The sequence below is a fragment of the Arthrobacter sp. AQ5-05 genome, assembly GCF_003287975.1.
Taxonomy (GTDB): Bacteria; Actinomycetota; Actinomycetes; order Actinomycetales; family Micrococcaceae; genus Paeniglutamicibacter.
Window position 1 is genome coordinate 500,471 of record NZ_QMKQ01000001.1, and the last position, 21,737, is coordinate 522,207.

Annotated in this window: 20 protein-coding genes and 1 pseudogene; 15 read left to right on the top strand and 6 right to left on the bottom strand. The window is 64.3% G+C overall.

Going from position 1 to position 21,737, the window contains the following annotated elements:
* Positions 1 to 75: 75 nt before the first annotated feature.
* On the bottom strand, positions 76 to 1,446 hold the full coding sequence (locus DQ353_RS02390) for an FAD-binding oxidoreductase (protein WP_181578204.1): 1,371 nt from the start codon (positions 1,444 to 1,446) through the stop codon (positions 76 to 78).
* Between the two features lie 366 nt (positions 1,447 to 1,812).
* Positions 1,813 to 2,580 (bottom strand): alpha/beta fold hydrolase, encoded by a 768-nt coding sequence (locus DQ353_RS02395; protein WP_113761170.1) that lies wholly within the window; start codon positions 2,578 to 2,580, stop codon positions 1,813 to 1,815.
* A 201-nt stretch (positions 2,581 to 2,781) separates the two neighbouring features.
* On the opposite strand from DQ353_RS02395, the gene DQ353_RS02400 reads away from it, so the two are divergent.
* On the top strand, positions 2,782 to 3,387 hold the full coding sequence (locus DQ353_RS02400) for a helix-turn-helix domain-containing protein (protein ID WP_113761171.1): 606 nt from the start codon (positions 2,782 to 2,784) through the stop codon (positions 3,385 to 3,387).
* Positions 3,384 to 3,935: a hypothetical protein gene (locus DQ353_RS02405; RefSeq protein WP_113761172.1), complete on the top strand. Its 552-nt coding sequence runs from the start codon at positions 3,384 to 3,386 to the stop codon at positions 3,933 to 3,935. Before DQ353_RS02400 ends, DQ353_RS02405 begins: the two co-directional genes overlap by 4 nt.
* A gap of 39 nt (positions 3,936 to 3,974) precedes the next feature.
* On the opposite strand, the gene DQ353_RS02410 is transcribed toward DQ353_RS02405, so the two are convergent.
* Complete coding sequence (locus tag DQ353_RS02410) at positions 3,975 to 5,951, bottom strand: ABC1 kinase family protein (RefSeq protein WP_113761173.1); 1,977 nt, start codon at positions 5,949 to 5,951, stop codon at positions 3,975 to 3,977.
* 243 nt (positions 5,952 to 6,194) lie between these two features.
* Between DQ353_RS02410 and DQ353_RS21270 the strand changes: the two genes are divergently transcribed.
* Together DQ353_RS21270 and DQ353_RS02415 are read left to right on the top strand one after the other, a co-directional pair.
* The gene (locus DQ353_RS21270) at positions 6,195 to 6,374 is read left to right on the top strand and encodes a hypothetical protein (RefSeq protein WP_146755179.1); all 180 of its coding nucleotides are present in this window, start codon (positions 6,195 to 6,197) and stop codon (positions 6,372 to 6,374) included.
* A 425-nt stretch (positions 6,375 to 6,799) separates the two neighbouring features.
* Positions 6,800 to 7,135, top strand: a complete 336-nt coding sequence (locus DQ353_RS02415) for a zinc ribbon domain-containing protein YjdM (RefSeq protein ID WP_113761174.1) — start codon at positions 6,800 to 6,802, stop codon at positions 7,133 to 7,135.
* A gap of 90 nt (positions 7,136 to 7,225) precedes the next feature.
* Here DQ353_RS02415 and DQ353_RS02420 read toward each other — a convergent pair whose 3' ends face one another.
* Positions 7,226 to 7,855, bottom strand: a complete 630-nt coding sequence (locus tag DQ353_RS02420) for a TetR/AcrR family transcriptional regulator (RefSeq protein WP_181578205.1) — start codon at positions 7,853 to 7,855, stop codon at positions 7,226 to 7,228.
* Positions 7,856 to 7,936: 81 nt separating this feature from the next.
* Here DQ353_RS02420 and DQ353_RS02425 point away from each other — a divergent pair, with 81 nt between their 5' ends.
* The 11 genes and pseudogenes from DQ353_RS02425 to DQ353_RS22120 all read left to right on the top strand — a co-directional run bounded on the left by DQ353_RS02425 (position 7,937) and on the right by DQ353_RS22120 (position 18,760).
* Positions 7,937 to 9,061 (top strand): flavin-containing monooxygenase, encoded by a 1,125-nt coding sequence (locus DQ353_RS02425; RefSeq protein WP_113761175.1) that lies wholly within the window; start codon positions 7,937 to 7,939, stop codon positions 9,059 to 9,061.
* Positions 9,062 to 9,164: 103 nt separating this feature from the next.
* On the top strand, positions 9,165 to 9,980 hold the full coding sequence (locus tag DQ353_RS02430; protein WP_113761176.1) for a YggS family pyridoxal phosphate-dependent enzyme: 816 nt from the start codon (positions 9,165 to 9,167) through the stop codon (positions 9,978 to 9,980).
* Between the two features lie 12 nt (positions 9,981 to 9,992).
* Positions 9,993 to 10,823, top strand: a complete 831-nt coding sequence (locus DQ353_RS02435) for a bifunctional hydroxymethylpyrimidine kinase/phosphomethylpyrimidine kinase (protein WP_113761177.1) — start codon at positions 9,993 to 9,995, stop codon at positions 10,821 to 10,823.
* A gap of 830 nt (positions 10,824 to 11,653) precedes the next feature.
* Positions 11,654 to 11,899 (top strand): glutaredoxin-like protein NrdH, encoded by a 246-nt coding sequence (gene nrdH, locus DQ353_RS02440; RefSeq protein ID WP_071216467.1) that lies wholly within the window; start codon positions 11,654 to 11,656, stop codon positions 11,897 to 11,899.
* 50 nt (positions 11,900 to 11,949) lie between these two features.
* Positions 11,950 to 12,432: a class Ib ribonucleoside-diphosphate reductase assembly flavoprotein NrdI gene (nrdI, locus tag DQ353_RS02445; protein WP_113761178.1), complete on the top strand. Its 483-nt coding sequence runs from the start codon at positions 11,950 to 11,952 to the stop codon at positions 12,430 to 12,432.
* Positions 12,429 to 14,570: a class 1b ribonucleoside-diphosphate reductase subunit alpha gene (nrdE, locus tag DQ353_RS02450; RefSeq protein WP_181578206.1), complete on the top strand. Its 2,142-nt coding sequence runs from the start codon at positions 12,429 to 12,431 to the stop codon at positions 14,568 to 14,570. Before nrdI ends, nrdE begins: the two co-directional genes overlap by 4 nt.
* Positions 14,571 to 14,701: 131 nt before the next feature.
* Positions 14,702 to 15,682, top strand: coding sequence for a class 1b ribonucleoside-diphosphate reductase subunit beta (gene nrdF / locus DQ353_RS02455; RefSeq protein WP_113761179.1), 981 nt, complete (start codon positions 14,702 to 14,704; stop codon positions 15,680 to 15,682).
* A 446-nt stretch (positions 15,683 to 16,128) separates the two neighbouring features.
* Positions 16,129 to 16,968, top strand: coding sequence for a slipin family protein (locus DQ353_RS02460; RefSeq protein WP_181578207.1), 840 nt, complete (start codon positions 16,129 to 16,131; stop codon positions 16,966 to 16,968).
* A 110-nt stretch (positions 16,969 to 17,078) separates the two neighbouring features.
* Complete coding sequence (locus DQ353_RS21530; protein ID WP_181578208.1) at positions 17,079 to 17,255, top strand: hypothetical protein; 177 nt, start codon at positions 17,079 to 17,081, stop codon at positions 17,253 to 17,255.
* Positions 17,252 to 18,193, top strand: a pseudogene (locus DQ353_RS21950) (ATP-binding cassette domain-containing protein); the annotation flags it as partial. The gene DQ353_RS21530 and the pseudogene DQ353_RS21950, both read left to right, overlap by 4 nt.
* A gap of 165 nt (positions 18,194 to 18,358) precedes the next feature.
* A complete protein-coding gene (locus DQ353_RS22120) occupies positions 18,359 to 18,760 on the top strand; it encodes an oligopeptide/dipeptide ABC transporter ATP-binding protein (RefSeq protein WP_286166564.1) in 402 nt (133 codons plus the stop codon).
* 296 nt (positions 18,761 to 19,056) lie between these two features.
* Here DQ353_RS22120 and DQ353_RS02470 read toward each other — a convergent pair whose 3' ends face one another.
* Both DQ353_RS02470 and DQ353_RS02475 read right to left on the bottom strand, forming a co-directional pair.
* The gene (locus tag DQ353_RS02470; RefSeq protein WP_220093953.1) at positions 19,057 to 20,424 is read right to left on the bottom strand and encodes an MFS transporter; all 1,368 of its coding nucleotides are present in this window, start codon (positions 20,422 to 20,424) and stop codon (positions 19,057 to 19,059) included.
* Positions 20,421 to 21,692 carry a hydroxyacid-oxoacid transhydrogenase gene (locus DQ353_RS02475; RefSeq protein ID WP_113761181.1) on the bottom strand — a complete coding sequence of 424 codons (1,272 nt, stop codon included), beginning with the start codon at positions 21,690 to 21,692 and terminating at the stop codon, positions 20,421 to 20,423. The genes DQ353_RS02470 and DQ353_RS02475 overlap by 4 nt, the downstream gene beginning before the upstream one ends.
* Between the last annotated feature and the right edge of the window lie 45 nt (positions 21,693 to 21,737).

Here is a 21,737-nt window from a genome sequence, read left to right on the forward strand (position 1 = left end):
GTCGTGGTGCTGCAGCTGGCGGTCTCCGCGATCACTGCGTGGAACCGGCTGGCCATCGCGGCCGGGGTCCGGTGCTCAGTCCAACAGGTAGCCGAAGCGGAATCGCGATTCCGGGTCCCAGTCGGCCTTGATCCGGCGCAGGCGCTCGACGTGCCCGGGCTCCCAGGCCTTGCGCACATCCTGAGGGGCCCAGGAGAAGCCGCGGAAATTGATCGAGGGCCCTCCGTGGGACCACGGTTCCATGGCGTCCAGCACCGATTGGCCACTGGCCGCCACCGCTTCTTGCAGCGGCGGGGAGTAGGGGCCGACCAAGTTCACCGCGAAGGCGGCATCCCGCCTGCCCACGGCGTTGGGGTGCTCGGGCTGGCGGGCAAAGGCGCCGCCCAGGTGGCGCAGCTCGGCCAGGATGAGCGGGACCTGCAGCCGGGGCCCGGCCGTTTCCAGCAGGGCATCGATCGTGTCGGCGTCCAGGGAGCCGAGCAGCAGCGAGGCGTCCCAGGCGGGCATCGGGTCGGTGGGGTCCTGGTGGACGGACCCGATCAGGGAGTACGGCATCATCGCCACCATGTCGATCAGCGCAACGGCGGTGTCGCGCATGGGGGCGAGCAACGCGGCGCCCTGCAGGTCGTCGCCCACGTGGACATAGCGCAGGTGCACCGTGGTCTTGCCGCGCAGCGGTTCGGGGAACTCCGGGGCGTCGGGCAGCCGCAGCATGGCGATGGAGGCGGTGGTGGACTCGGGCAGGGAGCGCGCCCACGGGCCGAAGGCGTGAAACAGCTCCGGTGCGTGGTCCCCGGCAAAGAAGATGCCGCCCCCGTAGACCTCGGCGACGGGCTGCAGGCCGAACCGCAGCTGCGTGACGATGCCGATGGAGCACTTGCCGCCGCGCAGCGCCCAGAAGAGTTCCGGTTCCCGCACGGCGTCGACCTCGAGCGTGTCGCCGGAGGCGGTGACCATCCGCAGCGAGGTGACATGGTCGGCGGCAAACCCGAAGGTGCGGCCCATCGGCCCCATGCCTCCGCCCATGGTGTAGCCGACGACCCCGACCTCCGGGGAAGAACCGTTCAGCGGGGCCAGCCCGTGCGGTGCGGCGGCGGCAATGACCCTGCTCCAGCGCACACCGGCCCCGACGCGCACGCTGCGGGCATCCGGATCGAGGTCCAGTTCCTGGAGCCCCGAGGTGTTGATGAGCATCCCGCCGTGGGCCTGGGCACCGAGCCCGTGACCCGTGGCCTGCACGTGGACCGCCAGCCCGTGTTCGGCGGCATGCCGCACCGCGGCGGCGACGTCCCGGCTCGAGCGCGGCAGCACCGCGATGTCCGGCCGGAACTCGTGGGCCAGGTTGAATCCGAGGCAGGCGGCTTCGAACCCGGGGTCGGTGGAACCGAATACCGTCCCGTCGATCGCGGAACGCAGTGCGGAGGCGGCGGTGCCGTTGGCGGCCATGGGTGGGTTCTCCTTGGTGAGCGGGTGTGCGGGTTGCGGCCCCGTGCGTGGGGGCGATGCCGGCATCCGGGAGGACGGCGTCGGATCGGGAGGTGCCGCGGCTTCGCGGCACCGCTTCGCCATCCCGGCGGGTGCCCCCAACGGCACCATCGGGTCGATGGCGTGAGCCCCAAGGCACCCCTGGGGTGCATGTCAGGCGAGTGTTTCCCGGAATCCGGTGGTGTGCCCGGTGTTGCCGGTCCCCATTCCATGCCGGGCGGTGGGTCCGGGGTGCTCCTGACTAAAGTGTCGCCGCAAATCCCGGCAAGTCAAGGGGGCGGCCGGTGCGCCACCGGCCCACGCGGTCCGCCGGCCAGGGCGCGGTGGCTAGGTGCGGGGCGCCAGGGCGTGGATGGCGGAGATGATGACGGTGGCGTGCCTGGACAGGATCCGCAGGTGGTTGGCCTGAACCGTGGAGAACAGCCGCACCCGCGCGTTGGCCTCGCAGGCCAGTGCCGCAGCGGCGCGCATCGTTTGCATCTCCGCCGCGGGGGAGCCCGGGTGCGGCCCCGAGCCGGCAATGATCAACGCCGGGCAGTCCAGGGAGCGGTAGTCGGGCAGCAGCCCCGCGTCGATCTCATCGAGCTCCACCACCAGGTCGGCGGCCCGGTGGTGCGCCAGTCGGGACATGATCCCCAGGGAGCCCAGCACGGCCATCGGCGCCTTGAGCAGCCGGTACTGCCTGCGGATGCGTCTTTGTGCCTTTTCGTGGAAGACCCGCACGGGGAAGGCGCCGTCAATGAGTACGATCCCGGCAACCTCGCCGGGATGCGTGGCGGCGTAGCGCAGGGCCAGGGTGGCCCCGTGCGACCAGCCGACCAGGATGGGGTGTTGCAGCTTCGTGGCGGTGAGCACGCTTGCCACGTCGTCCAGCGCCCCGGAAAACGAATAGTCCGCGTGGCGTGGTGAGCGGCCCCGGCCGCGGGCTTCAAAGGTCACGGTGTGGTAGTCGGGGGAAAGGTCGCCCAGAACCTGCTTCCAATCGTGCCCGGTGGAAAACGCGCCGTTGAGGAAGAGCACCTCGGGGCCGGTGCCGGGTGAGACGGTGCAGGACAGGCGGGAGCCGGCACCGTGGACGATCAGGTGGCCGGACATGGATGTTCCATGCTGCCGGTGGGGAACCCGGTGCAACGCCCGCGGTCCATCGCAACTATCCTCACCCCTTGGATGCTATGCCCCCGCGGCGGGACGGGGCAACGGTGATGTCGCCCGGGGTCGTGCCGACCCATCCCCTTGTTGGCTGAACTACAAACCTTAGGGCTTGTGAAGATCGGTACAAGTCTGTAAGTTTGTGGGATGATCGTCATCACCATAGACCAGCGCCGCTCCCGGTCGGGGCCGGACAAGGTCGATTCCCTGCTGCATCGGCTGGCCAGCGGGTACGAAACCGTGCGCGGATTCGAGCGAACCGCCGGCGACGAAATCCAGGGCGTACTCCGGGACGGGGCCGCCGCGGTTGCCCTCGCCCTCGAGGTGGCACTCACGGGGGAGTGGAGCGTGGGAATCGGGGTCGGGGCCGTGGAGACCCCGATGCCCGAGCAGACGCGCGCCGGCCGCGGACCCGCCTTCGAACACGCCCGCGACGCCGTGGAACGGGCCAAGGGTTCCAGCGGGTCCCTGGCACTGTCCGGGCCCGGGGACGGGGCAGAACGCCTGGAGGCCGAACTGCAACTGGTCGCGATGGTCAACGCGCGCCGCACCGAATCGTCGGCCGAGGCTGGCATATTGGTCTCCCGGGGCCTGACCCAACAGCAGGTCGCAGCCAAGCTGGGCATCTCGCAGCAGGCGGTCTCGGCCCGGCTGGCCTCCGGGCTTTGGTACGAAGCCACCCGGCTGGCCGCCGCGGCGGGTTTGGCCCTTCATGAATATGCCCTGATCGCGGAAGGAAGCCGACGCACATGAATTGGATTGCCTGGGTACTGCTCCTGGCGGTACTTGCCCTTGGCGCCCCGCGGTATTTCGCCGCCTCGGGCTTCCGCTGGCCGCTGAAGCAGTCGTTGACCAGCACCCTGCTCGTGGCGGCGCTGGCGCTCGCCGGAATCCTCGCCGCATTCGGCAACCACGCCCCCGGTGCCTGGCAGGTTCCCGCCGAGCTGGTCATCGTTGCCAGCGTGGCCGCGGCAACACTCGGCGGCGGGCCCGTCACCGAGACCGTCTTCCGGCTCGCGGCGTTCAAGCGGGCGCGGGGCCACTCCGGCGAGGGCCGCGACCCGGATGCCAGCCCGCTGCGCGGGGGCATGTGGATCGGCCTGCTGGAACGTGCGGCGATTGCCGCGACGCTCTGGGCCTCGTGGCCCGAGGGGCTGGCCGTGGTCCTGGCGGTGAAGGGTCTTGGCAGGTTCTCCGAACTCAAGCAGCACGCCGCCGCCGAGCAATTCATCCTGGGGACCTTCGTCAGTGTCCTGTGGGCCTGTGCCGCGGTTGGCGTTGGCCGGCTTATCGGGCCCTAGCGGCGGACCCGGGCCGGTTTCCGGGGCCCGCGATGCGGGTTAGTCGTTCTTTCGCCGCCGGAAGAGGTCAAAGACCACGCGCAGGATGAAGACCGTGGCCACGACGACCAGCGTGTACCCGAAGAGCTGGTAGAGGCTCATCGTGGAGGTGACCATGGGGCCGCCGCCGCTGACCAGCAGGATGGTGGCCATGATCCCGGTGACGCCGGCCAGGAACGTGAGGATGGCCTCGTGGACCAGGGACAGGAGCATCTTCCTGTCCTGCGGGTGGGCCAGCAGCCGCATGTTGATGCCCAGGCGTCCGGCTTCCAGGTCCCCGGTGATCGCATCGAGCCGTCGCGGCAGGCGCCTGAGCATCGGCAGCAGCGAGAGCACCTCGTTGTTGAGGGCCTCGGCGACCGAGGAGGGGCGCAGGCCCGAGCGCATCCGCGCCTGGCCGTAGTCCTTGGCAGCGGCGAGCAGGTCGAAACCGGGATCGAGCCGGCGCAGCGTGCCCTCCAGGACGGCAACCGCACGGAAGGCCAGGGTGAGCTCGCCGGGGATCGAGAGCCGGTGCCTGGCCAGCAGCGCCACCATCATCGTGAAGACCTCCGCCTTCAGTTCCGCGCCGGGACCCATGTGCCGGGACATGAAGTGGCTGAGCTCGCGGCGCAGCGCCGTCTCGTCGAACGGTTCCGGGACCGGGACCATGCCCAGCAGCGCGTCGGCGATGGCACGCGAATCGCCGCGGTAGAAGGCCAGCAGCACCTCGGAGACCAGCTCGCGCAATTCGGCATCGAGCCGCCCGACCGAACCGAAATCCAGCAGCGTGGCCGCCCCGTCGGGAGCCAGCACGATGTTTCCCGGATGCAGGTCGGCGTGGAAGACGCCGTCGTCCATGATCTGGTGCATCAGCGACCTGAACAGCGCAACGGCCTGGGCCGCCCGGACCTCGGGCGGGTGGGCATCGATGCTGCCCGCGGAACCGAGTGTGCTGCCGGCAACCAGGTCCATGACCAGCACCCGCCGGGTACTCAAATGCGGGTAGTGCTCGGGGATCCCGACGCGTTCGGAGGCCGGGTGCTTGAGCTGCGTGGTGCGCAGCGCCTGGATGTTCATGGCCTCCAGCTCGTAGTCGAGCTCGTCGCGCAGGGACTCGGCAAAACCGTCGGCGACCTTGGCGATCCCCAGGGACCTGCCCCAGTCGGTGGATCGTTCCAGGGTCCGGGCCATGCGCAGGGCGATGTCCAGGTCGCGTTCGACCAGCGGAACGACACCCGGGCGCTGGACCTTGACCGCAACCACCTTCCCGCTGTGCAGCCGTGCCCGGTGCACCTGCCCGATGGAGGCCGCGGCCAGCGGCACCGGGTCGAACTCGGCGAAGGCTTCTTCGACTACCCGCCCGAGTTCGCCGGCGATCAGCATGCGGATGTTCTCCCAGGGTTCGGGGGCGACCTCTTGCTGCAGCTTGGCCAGCTCGTCGATGTATTCGGCCGGAAGCAGCTCCGCGCGGGTGGAGAGCACCTGGCCGAACTTCACGAAGGTCACCCCGGATTCCTGGAGCGCCAGGCGCAGGGAGCGGCCCGCCGCGGTTCGGTCGGCCGCGGCCTGGGGCGTGTGGCCGTCGGCGGGGCGCTTGGCCGGCAGGATCCCGTGCGACAGCGCTATGCGGGTGACCTGGGTATAGCGCCTCGTCCGGGCAAACCGGGCCCTGGCAGCGGCCACCCACTTGTCGGGCCGAAGGATCGTCCCGGTGGGAACCACGAGCTCGGCAAGCATCAGGAAGAGCGAGGCAATGATCAGCACGATGCCGATCTGCACGGGCACCAACGCCAGACTGGCGTTGGGGTCGGGCCACACGAAGCGTGACTCGAAGGCCACTTCCGCGCCCAACCCGAGCACGCCGGCCACGATGATCCGGCCCAGGCCCACGGCCACGCCAAGCAGCCGGCGCACGAACATGGCCAGCACCACGATGAATGCCACGGCGATGACGGCACTGATCAAGATGCGGCCCACGATATCGGCGAATTCCATGGTGGTTTGCTCCCTGGCTCTGCCGGTGACCTGTCCTTGCGTCTCAAACTCTAGTTGACGCGACCGGCCCGCCGGGTGTCCCCGTGCCGCAACGTCCTGCGGGGACCGGCGGGGAGGTCACCGCCCAGGCACAGGCTCCGCCCTGGCCATCGACATCGAGGAAGCCCACCTTCAAGGTAGGGCGGCACGCCGCTGTGCAGGACGGATCCACGGATCGTGGGAGATGTGGTTTGAATGGGCGATATGGGCCAGGAACCGCCGCCGATGCTTGCCGTCGCGGACTTGAGGGTCGCCTATGGTTCGCGCGTGGCGGTGGACGGGATCGGATCCAGCGTCGAACGCGGCGTGGTCTTCGGCCGGCTCGGGCCCGGGACGCGGGTGTCTTGCAGTGACCACGGGGGACCCCGGCACCGGCCCGGATGATCGGGGGAAGCCGGAACCCGGTGCAGGTCGTTGCAAACCTCGAGGTGTCGGTCATCGTGGTCGTTGTCGGTTCGTTCCTGCACGGGCTGGCTCCCGATGCGCACCTTGCCTGCGTTGGCTACACCATCGTGTTTGCGTTCATCGGCATCCGGTCATTTCCGCCGGAACGGCAGGCAGGCCTTCTCCGGCGAGCGGCATGGACCGTGGCCTGCGACCGTATGCCTCGTCCTTGGACCACTCGAGGTCCGTTGGTGAAGACACGGGGCCTTCCTTGGGGGAGCGGCCAGGGCCCGGAGCGGCGCGCCGAGCCTCGGTCGGCCCGGGCGGCAACGGTCTTGCGTTCCATGGGGTATCGCGATCCGGGCTCGAAGGTGGTTCCGGCTAGCGGCACCACTGATTTGTGCCCGCCGTCTAGAATGGGTGCCATGAGTGACGTTTTGCCATCGTGCCCACAGTGTTCAAGCCCCTACACCTACGAAATGGGCGCCCTGCTGGTGTGCCCCGAGTGTGCCCATGAGTGGACCGCCGAGGAGCCGCAGGAAACGGTCATCAAGGATTCGGTCGGCAACGTGCTGGCGGACGGCGACACCGTCTCGGTGGTCAAGGACCTGAAGGTCAAGGGCCAGGCCCAGTCCATCAAGGTCGGCACCAAGGTGCGCAACATTCGCCTGGTCGACCCCATCGACGGCCACGACATCTCGTGCAAGGTCGACGGCTTCGGGCCGATGCACCTGAAATCCTCCGTCGTCAAGAAGGTCTAGCAGCACCCGAATGGGAATTCCTGGCGCCGTCCTTCCCCCTGGGGAGGGCGGCGCCTGGTTGTGCCCGGGGTCGGGGCGTTTGCGGGTACCTCAGGAAAATGCGCCAGCCAGCGTCGCATGGCACCAGCGTTCGTAGCGCTCCGGTGACCATCCTCGCCCGGCGACCAGGAAATGGTAGGTCTGGGGGTGCCCGGTGTTCCAGATGAGTGCCGCGATATCCTCGTCGTGCTGTCCGCGTTGCAGTCCTCCTCGATCCCGCAGCAGGCGCGGCACCGCCAGGTAGCGCTCAAAGCGCTGGGCATCGCGGGCCCGCTGCAAGGTGGCCGCCGCTGGATCCACCACCGCGGCTTCACCCAGGACCTTGTGGATGGGGGCCATGCGCCCGTTGACTTCGGCAAACCACGCCGACAAGACCGTGGCAACGTCGCCGGGCGCGGTGGCGCGCTCCAGTTCGACGGCGAGGAACTCAGGCGGGGACGCCGGCGCACGCTCACCCGAGGCGGCCTGGTCGATGATCCGTGACAGGATCTGCGTCTTGTTGCCCACCGAGTTGTAGATGGTCTGGACCGCAACCCCGCATTCGCGTGCCAGCTTCTCGACGGTGGTGGGGACGAAGCCCTGCTCCATGAAGAGGCGACGTGCCGTCGAAATGATCAACGAACTTGTCTCGGCGCTTTGCTGCGCCCGGCGGTTGGGCTTGGGCCGCGCGGTGGATTCCATGACAAAAGAATAGCGCTCCACTGACTGGATGCGTACTCTAATGAACAGGGGGTCGCTACGCGCGGAACTGAGGAGTCCACCATGCAAAGCCAATCCAACAACCACCGCACGATCATCGTGGGAGCCGGCCACTGCGGGTTGTCCATGGCCCACGAACTGGGGAAGTCCGGCGAGGACCATATCGTGCTGGATTCCGGGCCGGCACCGGGCAGCAGTTGGCGATCGCGCTGGGATTCCCTGCAACTCTTCACGCCCGCCGCACACGACGGGCTGCCCGGACGCCGGTTCCCGGCAAGGGGCTCGGTTCTTCCGGCCGCGGGTGCCGTCGCCGACTACCTGGAGTCCTACGCCGAGGCCTTTGGCCTGCCGATCCATTCCTCGACCACAGTCACGGGCATGGACATTGGAGCCGCCGGGGGATTCACGGTGCACACCACCGACGGGACCTTCACCGCGGACCGCGTGGTCGTGGCCACTGGCGTCCACCAGGCGCCGAAGATCCCGGCATTTGCCGCCCGGATTTCCGCCGCCACGACCCAGCTGCATTCGAGCGAGTACCGAAACCCGCAGATGCTTCCCGAAGGCCCGGTTGCCGTGGTGGGATTCGGCACCTCGGGGGCCCAGATCGCCTGCGAGCTGGCCGCCGGCCGGCAGGTCACGCTGTGCGGGAAGCCCACCGCCCACGTGCCCGGCGCGCTCATCCATTTCGCGCCGGCGCTGTACTGGCTGCTGGTCCACCGCATCCTGACGCGTTCAACGCCGGCCGGACGCAAGGTCGCCAAGGGATTCCTCGCCCACGGTGCACCACTGATCGGGCTGACGGCGGACGATGTCGACTCCGCCGGTGTCATCCGTGCCGGAAAGATCGCCGAAGTGCGCGACGGTGTGATGGTGGCGCAAGACGGGAAGGTGGTCGAGGCCTCCACGATCATCTGGGCGACGGGGTACCGGCCCGATTTCTCCTGGATCAACGGCCTGGAAGTGGACGGGTCGGGCTATCCCTTCCACCAACGGGGGATCAGCACCCGGGTCCCCGGGCTCGGGTTCCTGGGCCTCCCGTTCCAGTACGGGCTGACCTCCGGGATCATCGGTGGCGCGGGACGCGATGCCCGCTACCTGGCGCGCCGGTTGCCGCACCGCGCGGCAACCTCCTCGCCGCATGCTTCCGAGCAGGCCGCCAATGAACTTGCACCCGATCGTGACTAGGGGCTCAGTATCGTCGTGCTATGTTGGCGGTGGCGCATCGACCCGCTTGGGCCCTGCGTTGAAGCATCCGAAGCTCCTCATCGTGAAAGACTCTGCCCCCGCCATGACATTGCCCGTGAACACCCCCGAACCTGCCGCAGCCCACGCCAGCTCCATCGAGGATTTCAAGCACAACCTTGCCTCCATCAAGGCCCGCATCGACGCCGCAGCGCGCAAGGCGGGGCGTGATCCGGCCTCGATCCGACTGCTGCCGGTCAGCAAGACCGTGCCCGAGGACCTTTTGCGCCTGGCCGTGGCGGCGGGAATGGATTTCCTGGGGGAGAACAAGGTCCAGGAGGCCGCGCGCAAGGCCGAGAACCTTGCCGACATCCCGGGTTTGAAGTTCTCGGTCATTGGCAACCTGCAGACCAACAAGGCGAAGTTCGTGGCGAAATTCGCCGACGAGTTCCAGGCGCTGGACAACATCCGCCAGGCCGCGGCCCTGCAGCGCCGGCTCGAGGCCGAGGACCGACAGCTCGATGTCTTCGTCCAGGTCAATACCTCAAACGAGGAAAGCAAGTTCGGGCTCCCGCCGGCCGAGGTGCAGGAATTCGTCGACCAGCTTCCGCAATTTGACCGGCTCCACGTCAAGGGACTGATGACCCTGGCCCTGTTCAGCGACGACAAGGAAGCAGTGCGGGCATGCTTCGTGCGCCTGCGGGAGCTGCGCGACATGCTGCGCGAGAGCGCACCGGAAGGCATGGAAATCGAAGAGCTGTCCATGGGCATGAGCGGCGACTTCGAACTCGCCATCCAGGAAGGCGCCACCGTCGTCCGCGTGGGCCAGGGCATCTTCGGTGCACGGGCATTGCCCGACAGCCACTACTGGCCCGGGTTCGCCGGAGAGAAGCCCGCCACGCCCAAGCCCGCCGCCCAGTAGGCCGCCAGTCCCATGAGCCCGGACCTGCCCTACGAACTGGACCAACGCCCGGTTGCCGCCGTCGTCATCAGCTCCCAACTGGCCTTCGGCTCGGTGGGAAACAACGTGGTCGGCAGGGTGATTGAACGAGCCGGGCACCGGGTCATCTGCATCCCGACCGTCATGTTCAGCAACCTGCCCCACTACCACTCGCTGGCCGGGGGAGCGCTGGACGACGGCTGGCTCGGCGGGATCCTTGATGACCTGCTGGCGCGTGCGGTCCTCCGTGAAGCAAAATTCGTCTGCGTCGGGTACCTGGCGCATCCGGGCCAGGCACGAATCATCGGCGAATGGTTTTCCAGGGTGCGCGAGGTCAACCCGGGCATCCAGCTGGTCGTGGATCCGGCCATGGGTGATGACGACGTCGGCCTCTACACGGCCCCCGAGGTCGTGGAGGGCTATGTCAAGCACCTGATCCCCTTGGCCGGTGCGGTCACGCCCAACAACTTTGAGCTTGGATTGCTCACCGAGGGCCAAGACGGCCACTCGCCGGAAGAACGGGCGCGGTCGCTGCTGACCCCAACGCTCCGATGGGTTGCAGTCACCAGCGCCGCACCCATCTCCGGCCCCGGCACCGCCACCGTGGACACATTGCTGGTCACCGATGCGGGAACAAGGTTGGTGAAGACGCCACTGGTTGAAAGCCGGGCCAAGGGTGCGGGGGACTTCTTCCTGGGCACCACCGTCGGGGCCCTACTGAACGGGTGTGGCCTCGAAGACGCGATTGCCGACGCAGCGATCGCCACCGCCAGGGCGCTTGCCGGAGGGGATCCGTATTTTTCGGCGAGTCCCCCGACAGCGTAGTTTTACCTTTTGCTGGAGCAACCCCCATGTGAGCTGCCGCTCACTGTGCCTTTCCTGGCGGCAGGTTGAACCGCCGGTGAAGTGCCAAGGGCAAGCCCCGGTCGATGAAACGCCTACCCGCCCTCAATCCCCGGATGGTCACGCCGTTGACGACCCGGGCGCTGAACCGTGCGAAAGCTCGCCCGAACCTGGTGGTCCCGGACGAACCGCAATCGTCTCCAAACGAAGGTGGCGGCAAGTTTGCCCCGCCGCCACACCGGGAGGGCTCTGCCCCGTCGGGCGCCCGCCGTCGGCATTGTCTTTTGCCCCCGGCTTGGGCCGCGCACGCCGAGGTACACCATTTGTGGGGGAAAGTGCGGTGTCGGGCCAGCCGGGGCACTACCCGTAGTGCTAACGTTCAATCGTCCACGCCATATCTTGTGGTTCAGCGGCCAAGGATCGACACGCCGTGCCGAACGACACGCCAACTCTTTAATCCCCGGTCGATTGCTCCACAGGGTGTGGATAGATTTTCGATTTCGTTGGATTCACGCGGTTTAACGAGGGATGTTTATCCACAGTGCTTGTGGACTGCCGGTGAGTTGAATGACAGGGGTGTAATACATCATGTTGGGGTCTAACCCTCGAGGCCCCACTAGATGTAGTATTGAATTAGCTGGTGAGGCCTAGTGCGCGAACTTCCGGAATACGGAGAAATGTACGAATCTCCGCCCCCGAAGGCTTCGTAGCCGCCGGGACACAATGTCCGTATGCATCACTCCCGCGGGGAGCGCGCATAGGGAACCAGCCACATCACATACACAGATTTTTGCACGAGGGGATTTACGGACATGACCGTCACGGTTTACACGAAGCCAGCATGCGTACAGTGCAACGCAACCTACCGAGCTCTTGACAAGAAGGGCATCGTTTACCAGAGCGTTGACATTTCGCAGGATCCCGCAGCCTTGGAGCGCGTTCGTGCCTTGGGCTACATGCAGGCTCCGGTTGTCATCACCGACGCCGACCACTGGTCGGGCTTCCGCCCGGACAAGATCGACGCGCTGGCCCAGGAAATGGCCTCGTCCGTAGCCTAACCAGCCACGCCCAGCCTTACCGATTCGAGCAATTACGAGGCGATCAAAAAATGCCTAGTTCAGCGTTGGCCACACCACCAATGCATGATCACGCCGTGCCGGCGGAGGTACTTACCAACAGCAACTTGATCTATTTCTCCTCGGCTTCCGGTTATACACACCGGTTCATGGGGAAACTTGGTCTGGATTGCGCCCGCATTCCGTTGCTGAACCGCGATCCACACCTGGTGGCAAGCGAGCCGTTCGTGCTTTTGCTTCCCACCTACGGTGGCGAAAAGGGAGAACGTTCGATCCCGCCGCAGGTCGTAAAGTTCCTCAACGATGTACGCAACCGAAACCTGTTACGAGGCGTAATAGGTGCCGGAAACACCAACTTTGGAACCACATATTGCTTGGCCGCGATCAAGATCGCAGCCAAATGCAATGTTCCGCTTCTATACAAATTTGAACTGATGGGCACTCCAGAAGATGTGACCCGAGTTCGCGAAGGATTGGAAGTCTTTTGGACACGAAAGTCGCAGAACCTGAAATGAAGCAGGATTCTAAGGAATTGCCCGCAGCTTTCCAGGGCCTGGGTTACCACGAGCTGAACGCCATGTTGAACCTTTACGGTTCCGACGGACGCATCCAGTTCGAGGCAGACCGTGCCGCAGCACGTCAGTACTTCTTGGAGCACGTGAACAACAACACCGTGTTCTTCCACGACCTCGACGAGAAGCTCGAGTACCTGGTCAAGCACGAGTACTACGAGCGCGAGACGCTCGACCAGTACACGATGAACTTCATCCGCGACCTCTACCGCGGCGCCTACGCCAAGAAGTTCCGCTTCGAGACCTTCCTGGGCGCCTTCAAGTTCTACACCTCGTACACCTTGAAGACTTTTGACGGCAAGCGCTACCTCGAACGCTACGAGGACCGTGTCTGCATGGTTGCCTTGCACCTGGCCCGCGGCGACGAGAAGGTGGCCATCGCCCTGGTCGACGAGATCATCGAAGGACGCTTCCAGCCGGCTACCCCGACGTTCCTGAACGCCGGCAAGGCCCAGCGCGGCGAGCTCGTTTCCTGCTTCCTGCTTCGCATCGAAGACAACATGGAATCGATCTCCCGTGGCATCAACTCCTCGCTGCAGCTTTCCAAGCGCGGCGGCGGTGTCGCACTGTCGCTGACCAACGTCCGCGAACACGGCGCCCCGATCAAGCAGATCGAGAACCAGTCCTCCGGCGTCATCCCCGTGATGAAGCTCCTCGAAGACAGCTTCTCCTACGCCAACCAGCTTGGCGCACGCCAGGGTGCCGGTGCCGTTTACCTCAACGCCCACCACCCGGACATCCTGCGCTTCCTGGACACCAAGCGCGAGAACGCCGATGAGAAGATCCGCATCAAGACCCTGTCACTGGGCGTCGTGGTTCCGGACATCACCTTCGACCTTGCCCGCAAGAACGAGGACATGTACCTGTTCTCGCCTTACGACGTCCAGCGGGTCTACGGCGTTCCGTTCAGCGACATCTTCGTCACCGAGAAGTACTACGAGATGGTCGACGATGCCCGCATCAAGAAGACCAAGATCAATGCCCGCGAGTTCTTCCAGACCCTGGCAGAGATCCAGTTCGAGTCCGGCTACCCGTACATCATGTTCGAGGACACGGTAAACCGCGCCAACCCGATCAAGGGCAAGATCTCCATGAGCAACCTGTGCTCGGAGATCCTGCAGGTTTCGACGGCTTCGGAGTACAACGAAGACCTGAGCTACGACACCGTGGGCAAGGACATTTCCTGCAACCTCGGCTCGATGAACATCGCCAAGGCGATGGACGGCAAGAACCTCGGTGCCTCGATCGAAACCGCCATCCGCGCGCTTTCGGCCGTCTCCGACATGTCGTACATCAACTCGGTTCCCTCGATTGCCCAGGGTAACGCCAAGACCCACGCCATCGGCCTGGGGCAGATGAACCTGCACGGCTATCTGGCCCGCGAACGCGTCCACTACGGCTCGGAAGAAGGGTTGGACTTCACCAACATCTACTTCTACACCGTCGTGTTCCACGCGCTGCGTGCCTCGAACCTGCTGGCCATCGAGAAGAACGAGGCGTTCGAGGGCTTCGCCGACTCGAAGTACGCCACCGGCGAGTACTTCGACAAGTACACCGAGGCCGAATGGGTCCCGACCACCGAGCGCGTGCGTGAACTCTTTGCCGGGATCGACATCCCGACACAAGACGACTGGCGTGCGCTGAAGGCCTCCGTCATGGAGCACGGCATCTACAACCAGAACCTGCAGGCCGTTCCGCCGACCGGGTCGATCTCGTACATCAACAACTCGACCTCCTCGATCCACCCGGTGGCCGCGAAGATCGAGATCCGCAAGGAAGGCAAGATCGGGCGTGTGTACTACCCGGCCCCCTACCTGACCAACGACAACCTGGAGTTCTACCAGGATGCGTACGAAATCGGCTACGAAAAGGTCATCGACACCTACGCCGTTGCCACGCAGCACGTGGACCAGGGCCTGTCCCTGACCCTGTTCTTCAAGGACACCGCCACGACCCGCGACATCAACAAGGCGCAGATCTACGCATGGAAGAAGGGCATCAAGACGCTCTACTACATCCGCCTGCGCCAGATGGCCCTTGAAGGCACCGAGGTCGAGGGCTGCGTTTCCTGCGCACTCTAAGAGCTGTCGATTCACCACCGGTTGCAAGGTAGCGATAACCTGACAACCGAATGCGTACGACGGCGGGTGCCCACCCGCCGTCGTACGCGCACCCGCAAAACCCAAAAACTTTAGTATGAAGAGGGACGGAAATGACTGAGAAGCTCAAGCTGGCCAGCCACGTCGAAGCGATCAACTGGAACCGCATCCAGGATGACAAGGACGTTGAGGTTTGGAACCGCTTGGTCAACAACTTCTGGCTGCCGGAGAAGATTCCGCTGTCCAACGATGTCCAGTCGTGGGGAACGTTGACCGAGGCGGAGAAGCTGCTGACCATGCGCGTCTTCACCGGCCTGACCCTGTTGGATACACTGCAGGGCACCGTCGGCGCCGTCTCGCTGATCCCGGACGCCCTGACTCCGCACGAAGAAGCCGTGTACACCAACATTGCCTTCATGGAATCGGTTCACGCCAAGAGCTACTCCTCGATCTTCTCGACCTTGGCCTCCACCAAGGAAATCGACGAGGCATTCCGCTGGTCAACGGAGAACGTAAACCTGCAGAAGAAGGCCCAGATCATTGAGGGCTACTACTACGGCGAGGATCCGCTCAAGCGCAAGATCGCCTCGACGCTGCTCGAATCGTTCCTCTTCTATTCGGGCTTCTACCTGCCGATGTACTGGTCCTCACGTGCGAAGCTCACCAACACCGCCGACATGATTCGCCTGATCATCCGCGACGAGGCCGTGCACGGCTACTACATCGGCTACAAGTACCAGAAGGGGCTTGAGCTCGAGGGCGTCACCGAAGAGCGCAAGCAGGAGTTGAAGGACTACACCTTCGAGCTGCTCTTCGAGCTCTACGAGAACGAGGTCCAGTACACGCACGACCTTTACGACAGTGTCGGCTTGGCCGAGGACGTCAAGAAGTTCCTGCACTACAACGCCAACAAGGCGCTGATGAACCTGGGCTACGAGGCCATGTTCCCGGCATCGGTCACCGACGTCAACCCGGCAATCCTTTCGGCGTTGAGCCCGAACTCGGATGAGAACCACGACTTCTTCTCCGGCTCCGGCTCCTCCTACGTGATTGGCAAGGCCGTGAACACCGAAGACGAGGACTGGGACTTCTAAGCCCCTCTTCTGAAACAGGCCACTGCGGGTAGTTAGCAGCTCCGGTGGCCGCGGGCATAGCACACCTATTCCCCAACACGCCAACGGCCGGTTGCCGGATCCATTCCCGGATCCGGCAACCGGTCGTTGTGCTCTGCAGCCGGGGAAACCAGCTGCCTGGCAAGGACGGTCAACCACGGGTTGGTCCGCTTAGACCCGCAGGGGTACCGCCTGTGCATGAGATCCAAGCACCATTCTGGCCGGGACAATTTGGCACGCCAGGCAGAGAGATCCGGGGGTCCAACAGGGCCTTTCGACTCTCTACGGCGGTGGAAATTGCGCCTACGATCAGAGATAGCGGCCATCCGGACCATTCGAGCAGTGGCTCCGCGCAGTTGCATGATTCCTCCAGGAATGATGAGGGGCCAACGGCAAGGCCCCGGAGCTTCAGCATCTAAGGACTAGCCATGACATTGAACATTGCCATTATTGTGGTCATTGTCGTTCTGGCGCTTATCGCCGCCAGACTTTCCATTCACGTGGTCAAGCAGTATGAACGAGGCGTGGTCTTACGCCTAGGACGAGTTCTCGGCGCCAGGAATCCGGGCCTAGTATGGATCATTCCAGTGATCGACCGCATCACCAAGGTCTCCATGCGAATCATCACCATGCCCATCCAGTCCCAGGGCATCATCACGCGCGACAACGTCAGCGTCGATATCTCGGCTGTCGCGTACTTCCGCGTCTTCGACGCCGTGAAATCGGTCATCGCCATCGAGAATGTCTACGCTGCCATCGATCAAATCGCGCAGACCACTTTGAGGAAGGTGGTGGGGCAACACACCCTTGACGAGACGCTTGCCGAAACTGACATCATCAACTCCGGGATCCGTGAAATTCTGGATGAGACGACGCTGGAATGGGGCGTCGAGGTGACCTTGGTTGAGCTCAAGGACATCCAGCTTCCAGATAGCATGAAACGTGCCATGGCCCGCCAAGCGGAAGCCGAACGGGAAAAGCGGGCCAAGATCATTGCCGCGGAAGGCGAATCCCTCGCAGCAGCTGCGCTGGGCGATGCCTCGGACACGATGATGGCCCACCCCTTGGCCCTCCAGTTGCGTAATCTCCAAACACTTGTCGAGCTGGGCGTGGATAAGAACTCCACAGTGGTGTTTCCGGCACCCTTGATGAGCACGATTAGCGAGCTGGCTGCGTTTCTGGGACGCGAGGCAGCCGCAGCGGGAGGGGCTCGACTTCCCGCCCCGGTTGGCAACGAGGGCATTCGAGGAAACGTAGCTACCTCCTGACAGCTTGCGCATGAAACGAACCGGAAACCGCAGGGCAAACCGATCGCGGCCTAGACTGCCACGCGTCACCGCCAACAAGTGCCAAAGAGTGCTGGGAATATTGCCAACTGTTGACCAGCCTGACCACGGTGGCCAATGCGCTGCAAGGTGCCACGCCGCAGAACCCCTACGGCAGCATTACCCCGGCACAGTGGCGCTACTTGGTTGCTGATCGCGCCAAGCGCAAACGGAAGGCGGCAAAGGTCATGGAGTCGCACGGGGTCCTGCCGGAGAAGCGAGCATCGTGACCGGCTACATCTTTCGCCGCTTCCTGGAAGCCATCGTAGTCGTCCTGGTGGTGACGGTGATCGTGTTCATCCTGTTGCACCAACTGCCAGGCGGGGCGGTCAGGGCGATCTTGGGGCCCCGTGCCACTGCGGAACAAATGGAGGTGTTCAACTCCGAGAACGGCTATGACAGGCCGTTGACCATCCAGTATTTCACCCAGCTGGGCCAGCGGCTCACCGACAATTTCGGCTTTTCGATCATGCTGAACCAGTCGGTGAGCTCGCTGCTGGTCCAACGGATGCCCAAGACCATCATCCTGGGCGCGCTCTCCCTGGTGCTGACGGTGGTCGTTGCCGTTCCGCTGGGGATCTACCAGGCCGTGCGGCGCGACAAGCCCGTTGACTACATTGTCACCGGCCTGGCCTTCATCTTCTATGCGGCGCCGACCTTCTTCATCGGATTGATCATGATCGAGGTCTTCGCGCAGAACCTGGGCTGGGTCCCGCCGGAGGCGCCCCAGTCCGACGGGGTGGTGCCAATCCCGCACGGCACCACGCTGGGGCTGGTGGGGGAATCGGGGTGCGGGAAGAGCACGCTCGGGCGGCTGGTGGTGGGGCCGGACAAGCCCACCAGCGGGCACATCCTGTTTCGCGGGCGGCGGATCAACCTGCTGCGCGGCAAGGAAGCGAAGGAGGGGCGGCGCAACCTGCAGTTCATGATCGAGGACTCCTACGCCTCGCTGGATCCGCGCATGCGCGTCCGGTAGATCCTGCGTGAACCGCTGGACATCCAGCACGTGGCCACCGCCCGCGACCGCAACGAGCGGGTCGACGAGCTGCTGGCGGCAGTGGGCCTGCCGGCGCGTGCCGCCGAACGCTACCCGCACGAGTTCTCCGGCGGGCAGCGCCAACGCATCGGCCTGGCCAGGGCCCGGGCCCTGCAGCCGGGGCTGATCGTCGCCGACGAGCACGTCTCCGCGCTGGATGTCTCCATCCAGGCGCAGGTGCTGAACCTGATGAAGGACCTGCAACGCGAGCGCGAACTGACCTGCTTGTTCATCAGCCACGACTTGTCGGTGGTGCGCTACCTCTCGGATGTGATCGCGGTGAGGTACCTGGGGCGGATGGTTGAGGTGGGCCCCGCGGCTGAGATCTACTCCCACCCCGCAGCGCCACTACACCCGCGGTTTGATCGACACCATCCCCACCCCGACCCGGTGGTGGTACGTAGCAAGGCAAAGCTGGGTGCGCGCGGCGAGCTGCCCTCGGCCATGGATCCGCCCAGCTGCTGCCGCTTCCGCACCAGGTGCCCCATGGCGCAGGAGATCTGCGCGCGGGTGGTCCCGCCGCTGCAGCCCGGGGGAGGTTCGGTTGCGTTGCCGGCAGCGGAGCTGGAGGCCGCGACCGCCGCTGCCACGGCCGCCGGCACCGTGCCGCATTTGACCACCTGCCACTTTCCCATCGACGGGAAGGCCGCGGTCGATGTGCTCGGTGGAGGCGATGCTGCCCCGCCGGAGCCCGAGTGAGCCGGCCGTCTGTGGACCTCCAGGACTGCCGCGCTGCGGCTGGAATGCCCTACCCCTCCCGCTTGGCGCGGTTAGGGGGACCTCATGCAGATTCCGGTGCAAGCGGCAATTGCGATTGAACTGGGCGACCAGAGGCATCAATCCCATGTGCTTGCCACTGGCGTCAATTGGTCTTCGATGGCTCAAAGATGTTTACCTTAAACGATGCTTGGGGCCCCCATGCGTTCAGCGCGGCGGGCCCCAACCGGGGAGGTTACGTCGATATTTTGTTCGGTGGACCTTCGACCATGTGGGGATCAGGCCACGGAATCTTCTCGATCACGAAGTTGTTGCTCTGCGTCCTCTTCTGCTTCGGTATACAGGTCCTTGCGCCGGATAGCCATGGTGCAGGCAGCACTTATTACCGTGACGGCCAGGATGTAGGCGATTATCAAGCCGAGACCGCCATTCGCTTCGCGAAGCAGGAACGCCAGCAGCAACGGTGTCATGCCGGATGCAAAGATCCCTGAAACTTGATACACGACAGAGATTCCGCTGTAGCGAACCCTGGTCGGGAAAAGCTCAGAGAAGAGTGCTGCTTCCGGCGAGTAGATCATCGGGTAGATGACGCCCAAAACGACTACGATGGTTCCGACGATGACCAAGGTGTTGCCAGTGCCCATGAGAAGCAGCGCCGGGTAGGTCACGGCACCAAGTATGAGCACGCCCACCGTGTACATCTTGCGCCGGTCGATGTGATCGGAAATCTTCCCCATGACCGGGATGGTAACCACCATTGTGATCGCGCCGGCCATCACCGCGAGCAAGATGGTGTTCTTCTCCAGCTTCAGTGTCCCGGTGCCGTAGGCGATGACGAATACGGCCCAGAGATTGAATGCAACCCCTTCTGCCCAGCGGCTGCCCATGCCCAAGAAAATGTTCCGGCGATTGCGGGGATTCTTCATTAGCTCGATTGCTGGGATGGTTGATTTTTCTTCCACCGCCGCCAGTTTGCGGAATGCCGGGGTTTCCATGACCTTGAGCCGGATGAATAGCCCGACACCAACCAAGACGGCGCTGAGCAAGAAGGCGATGCGCCAACCCCAGGCAAGGAATGCCTCGTCGGACATCAGGCCGCCGAGCAGGGCAAACACGCCCGTGCCCAGAACCAAGCCGATTGCAAGACCGATCTGTGGGAAACTCCCATAGAAGCCCCTCTTGCCCGGTGGTGCGTACTCGACAGCCATGAGTACCGCGCCACCCCATTCGCCACCAACCGCAACGCCTTGGGCGATACGCATGACGATCAGGAGGATCGGCGCGGTAACGCCGATCACCTCATACGAGGGAATGATGCCGATGAGGAAGGTTGCTATACCCATGATGAACATGGTTGTTACCAATGTGGTCTTGCGGCCGATCTTATCGCCGATGTGCCCAAAGATCAGTCCGCCGATGGGACGTGCCACGAAGCCGACGGCGAATGTCGCAAAGGCGAGCAGCGTTCCAATGAGTGGATCGGCCGTCGGGAAATAGAGCTTGTCGAAGACGAGGCCGGCAGCCATGCCGTAGAGGAAGAAGTCGTACCATTCGACGGTGGTGCCCACCACGCAGGAAAGCATGACCGTCCGGATATCCTTCTTGGAGAATTCCTCTTGAACGGGACTTCCGGTTGCGGCGCTCACAACGACTCCCGGAAGATCGCTTTCAGTGCCTCACGGGACACGGGGCGCGGGACGACCGCCAGTTGCCGTGTCTGTTTCATCGTTCCTTCGACCAAGGTGTCCAGGTCCTCCTCGCCATAGCCGAAGCTTCGGAGGCCTGCGGGCATTTCGATGTCCGTCATGAGTTCGGTGAGCACATGGGCCAAGGCATCGGAGCCGTCGGTGGCGGTAAAGGTCTGGCCGCTGAGAAGCTCCGCGGCACGCAGGTGGCGCACGGGGTCACCCGCGTAGGTCCAGCGGAAGACCGCTGCCGCTGTCGCCGATACGGCTTGGCCATGCGGGACCATTGGCATCTCCGGGTAGCCTTCCGCCTGGTAGTTCTTCACCGCTCCGGCGATCGGGTACGCGTTGGCATGAGGCAGGTGGGTTCCGGCGTTGCCGAAGCCAGTGCCTGCCGACGTGGATGCAAGGGACATCTGGTAACGGGCCTCCAAGTCGCGTCCGTTCATCACTGCGCGGCGCAGGTACTTGCCGACCAGCCGCAGCGCCTGTTCGCACCAAATGTCACTGATGGGGTTGGCCCCGCAGAATGCGGGGCGCTTGGTTGGATCCTCGGGTGCGGGCTTGGAGTCGAAGGAAACGCTGGTGTAGCTTTCCAATGCGTGCGACAAGACGTCCATGCCGCTGGCCGCCGTTACCTGGCGGGGTAGCGAGACGGTGGTCAGCGGGTCAACGATGGCCATGGTCGGGCGAAGTTTGGCGTGGCTGATGCCTGCCTTCAGATGCAGTCCAAGGAAATCGATAACGCAGATGGAAGTCGATTCGGAGCCCGTGCCGGAGGTGGTTGGCACGGCAATGAGGGGTTTCAGTGGAAGCCATGGTGCCTTTCCGCCGCCGATGGGCGCAGTGACGTAGTCAAGCAGTTCGCCTGGATGGGTCGTGAGCAGGTTGACGGCCTTTGCCGTATCAATGGCGGAGCCCCCGCCAACGGCTATGTAGCAGTCCCAATTGTGTTCACGGGCGTAGGCCACTGCATGATTGATGCTTTCGTCGGTCGGCTCGACGGATACGGAGTCAAAGACTTCGGTCTTGATGCCGGCAGCCACCAGCGTTTGTTCGATTTGGTCGGGGATTCCGGTGTTGCGCACCCCGATGTCAGTGATGACGAGACAGGACTTTGCGCCAAGGCCCGCAACCTCAAAGCCAATTTCCTTCAGGGCGCCGACACCAAACTTGAGCGGTGGTGCGGCCCAGGTGAAGATCGTTTCATTCGTGGTCTGCTCGAACATCAGAAACCCCTTTGTTTCACCATGTGGGGGATATCCCCACATCAT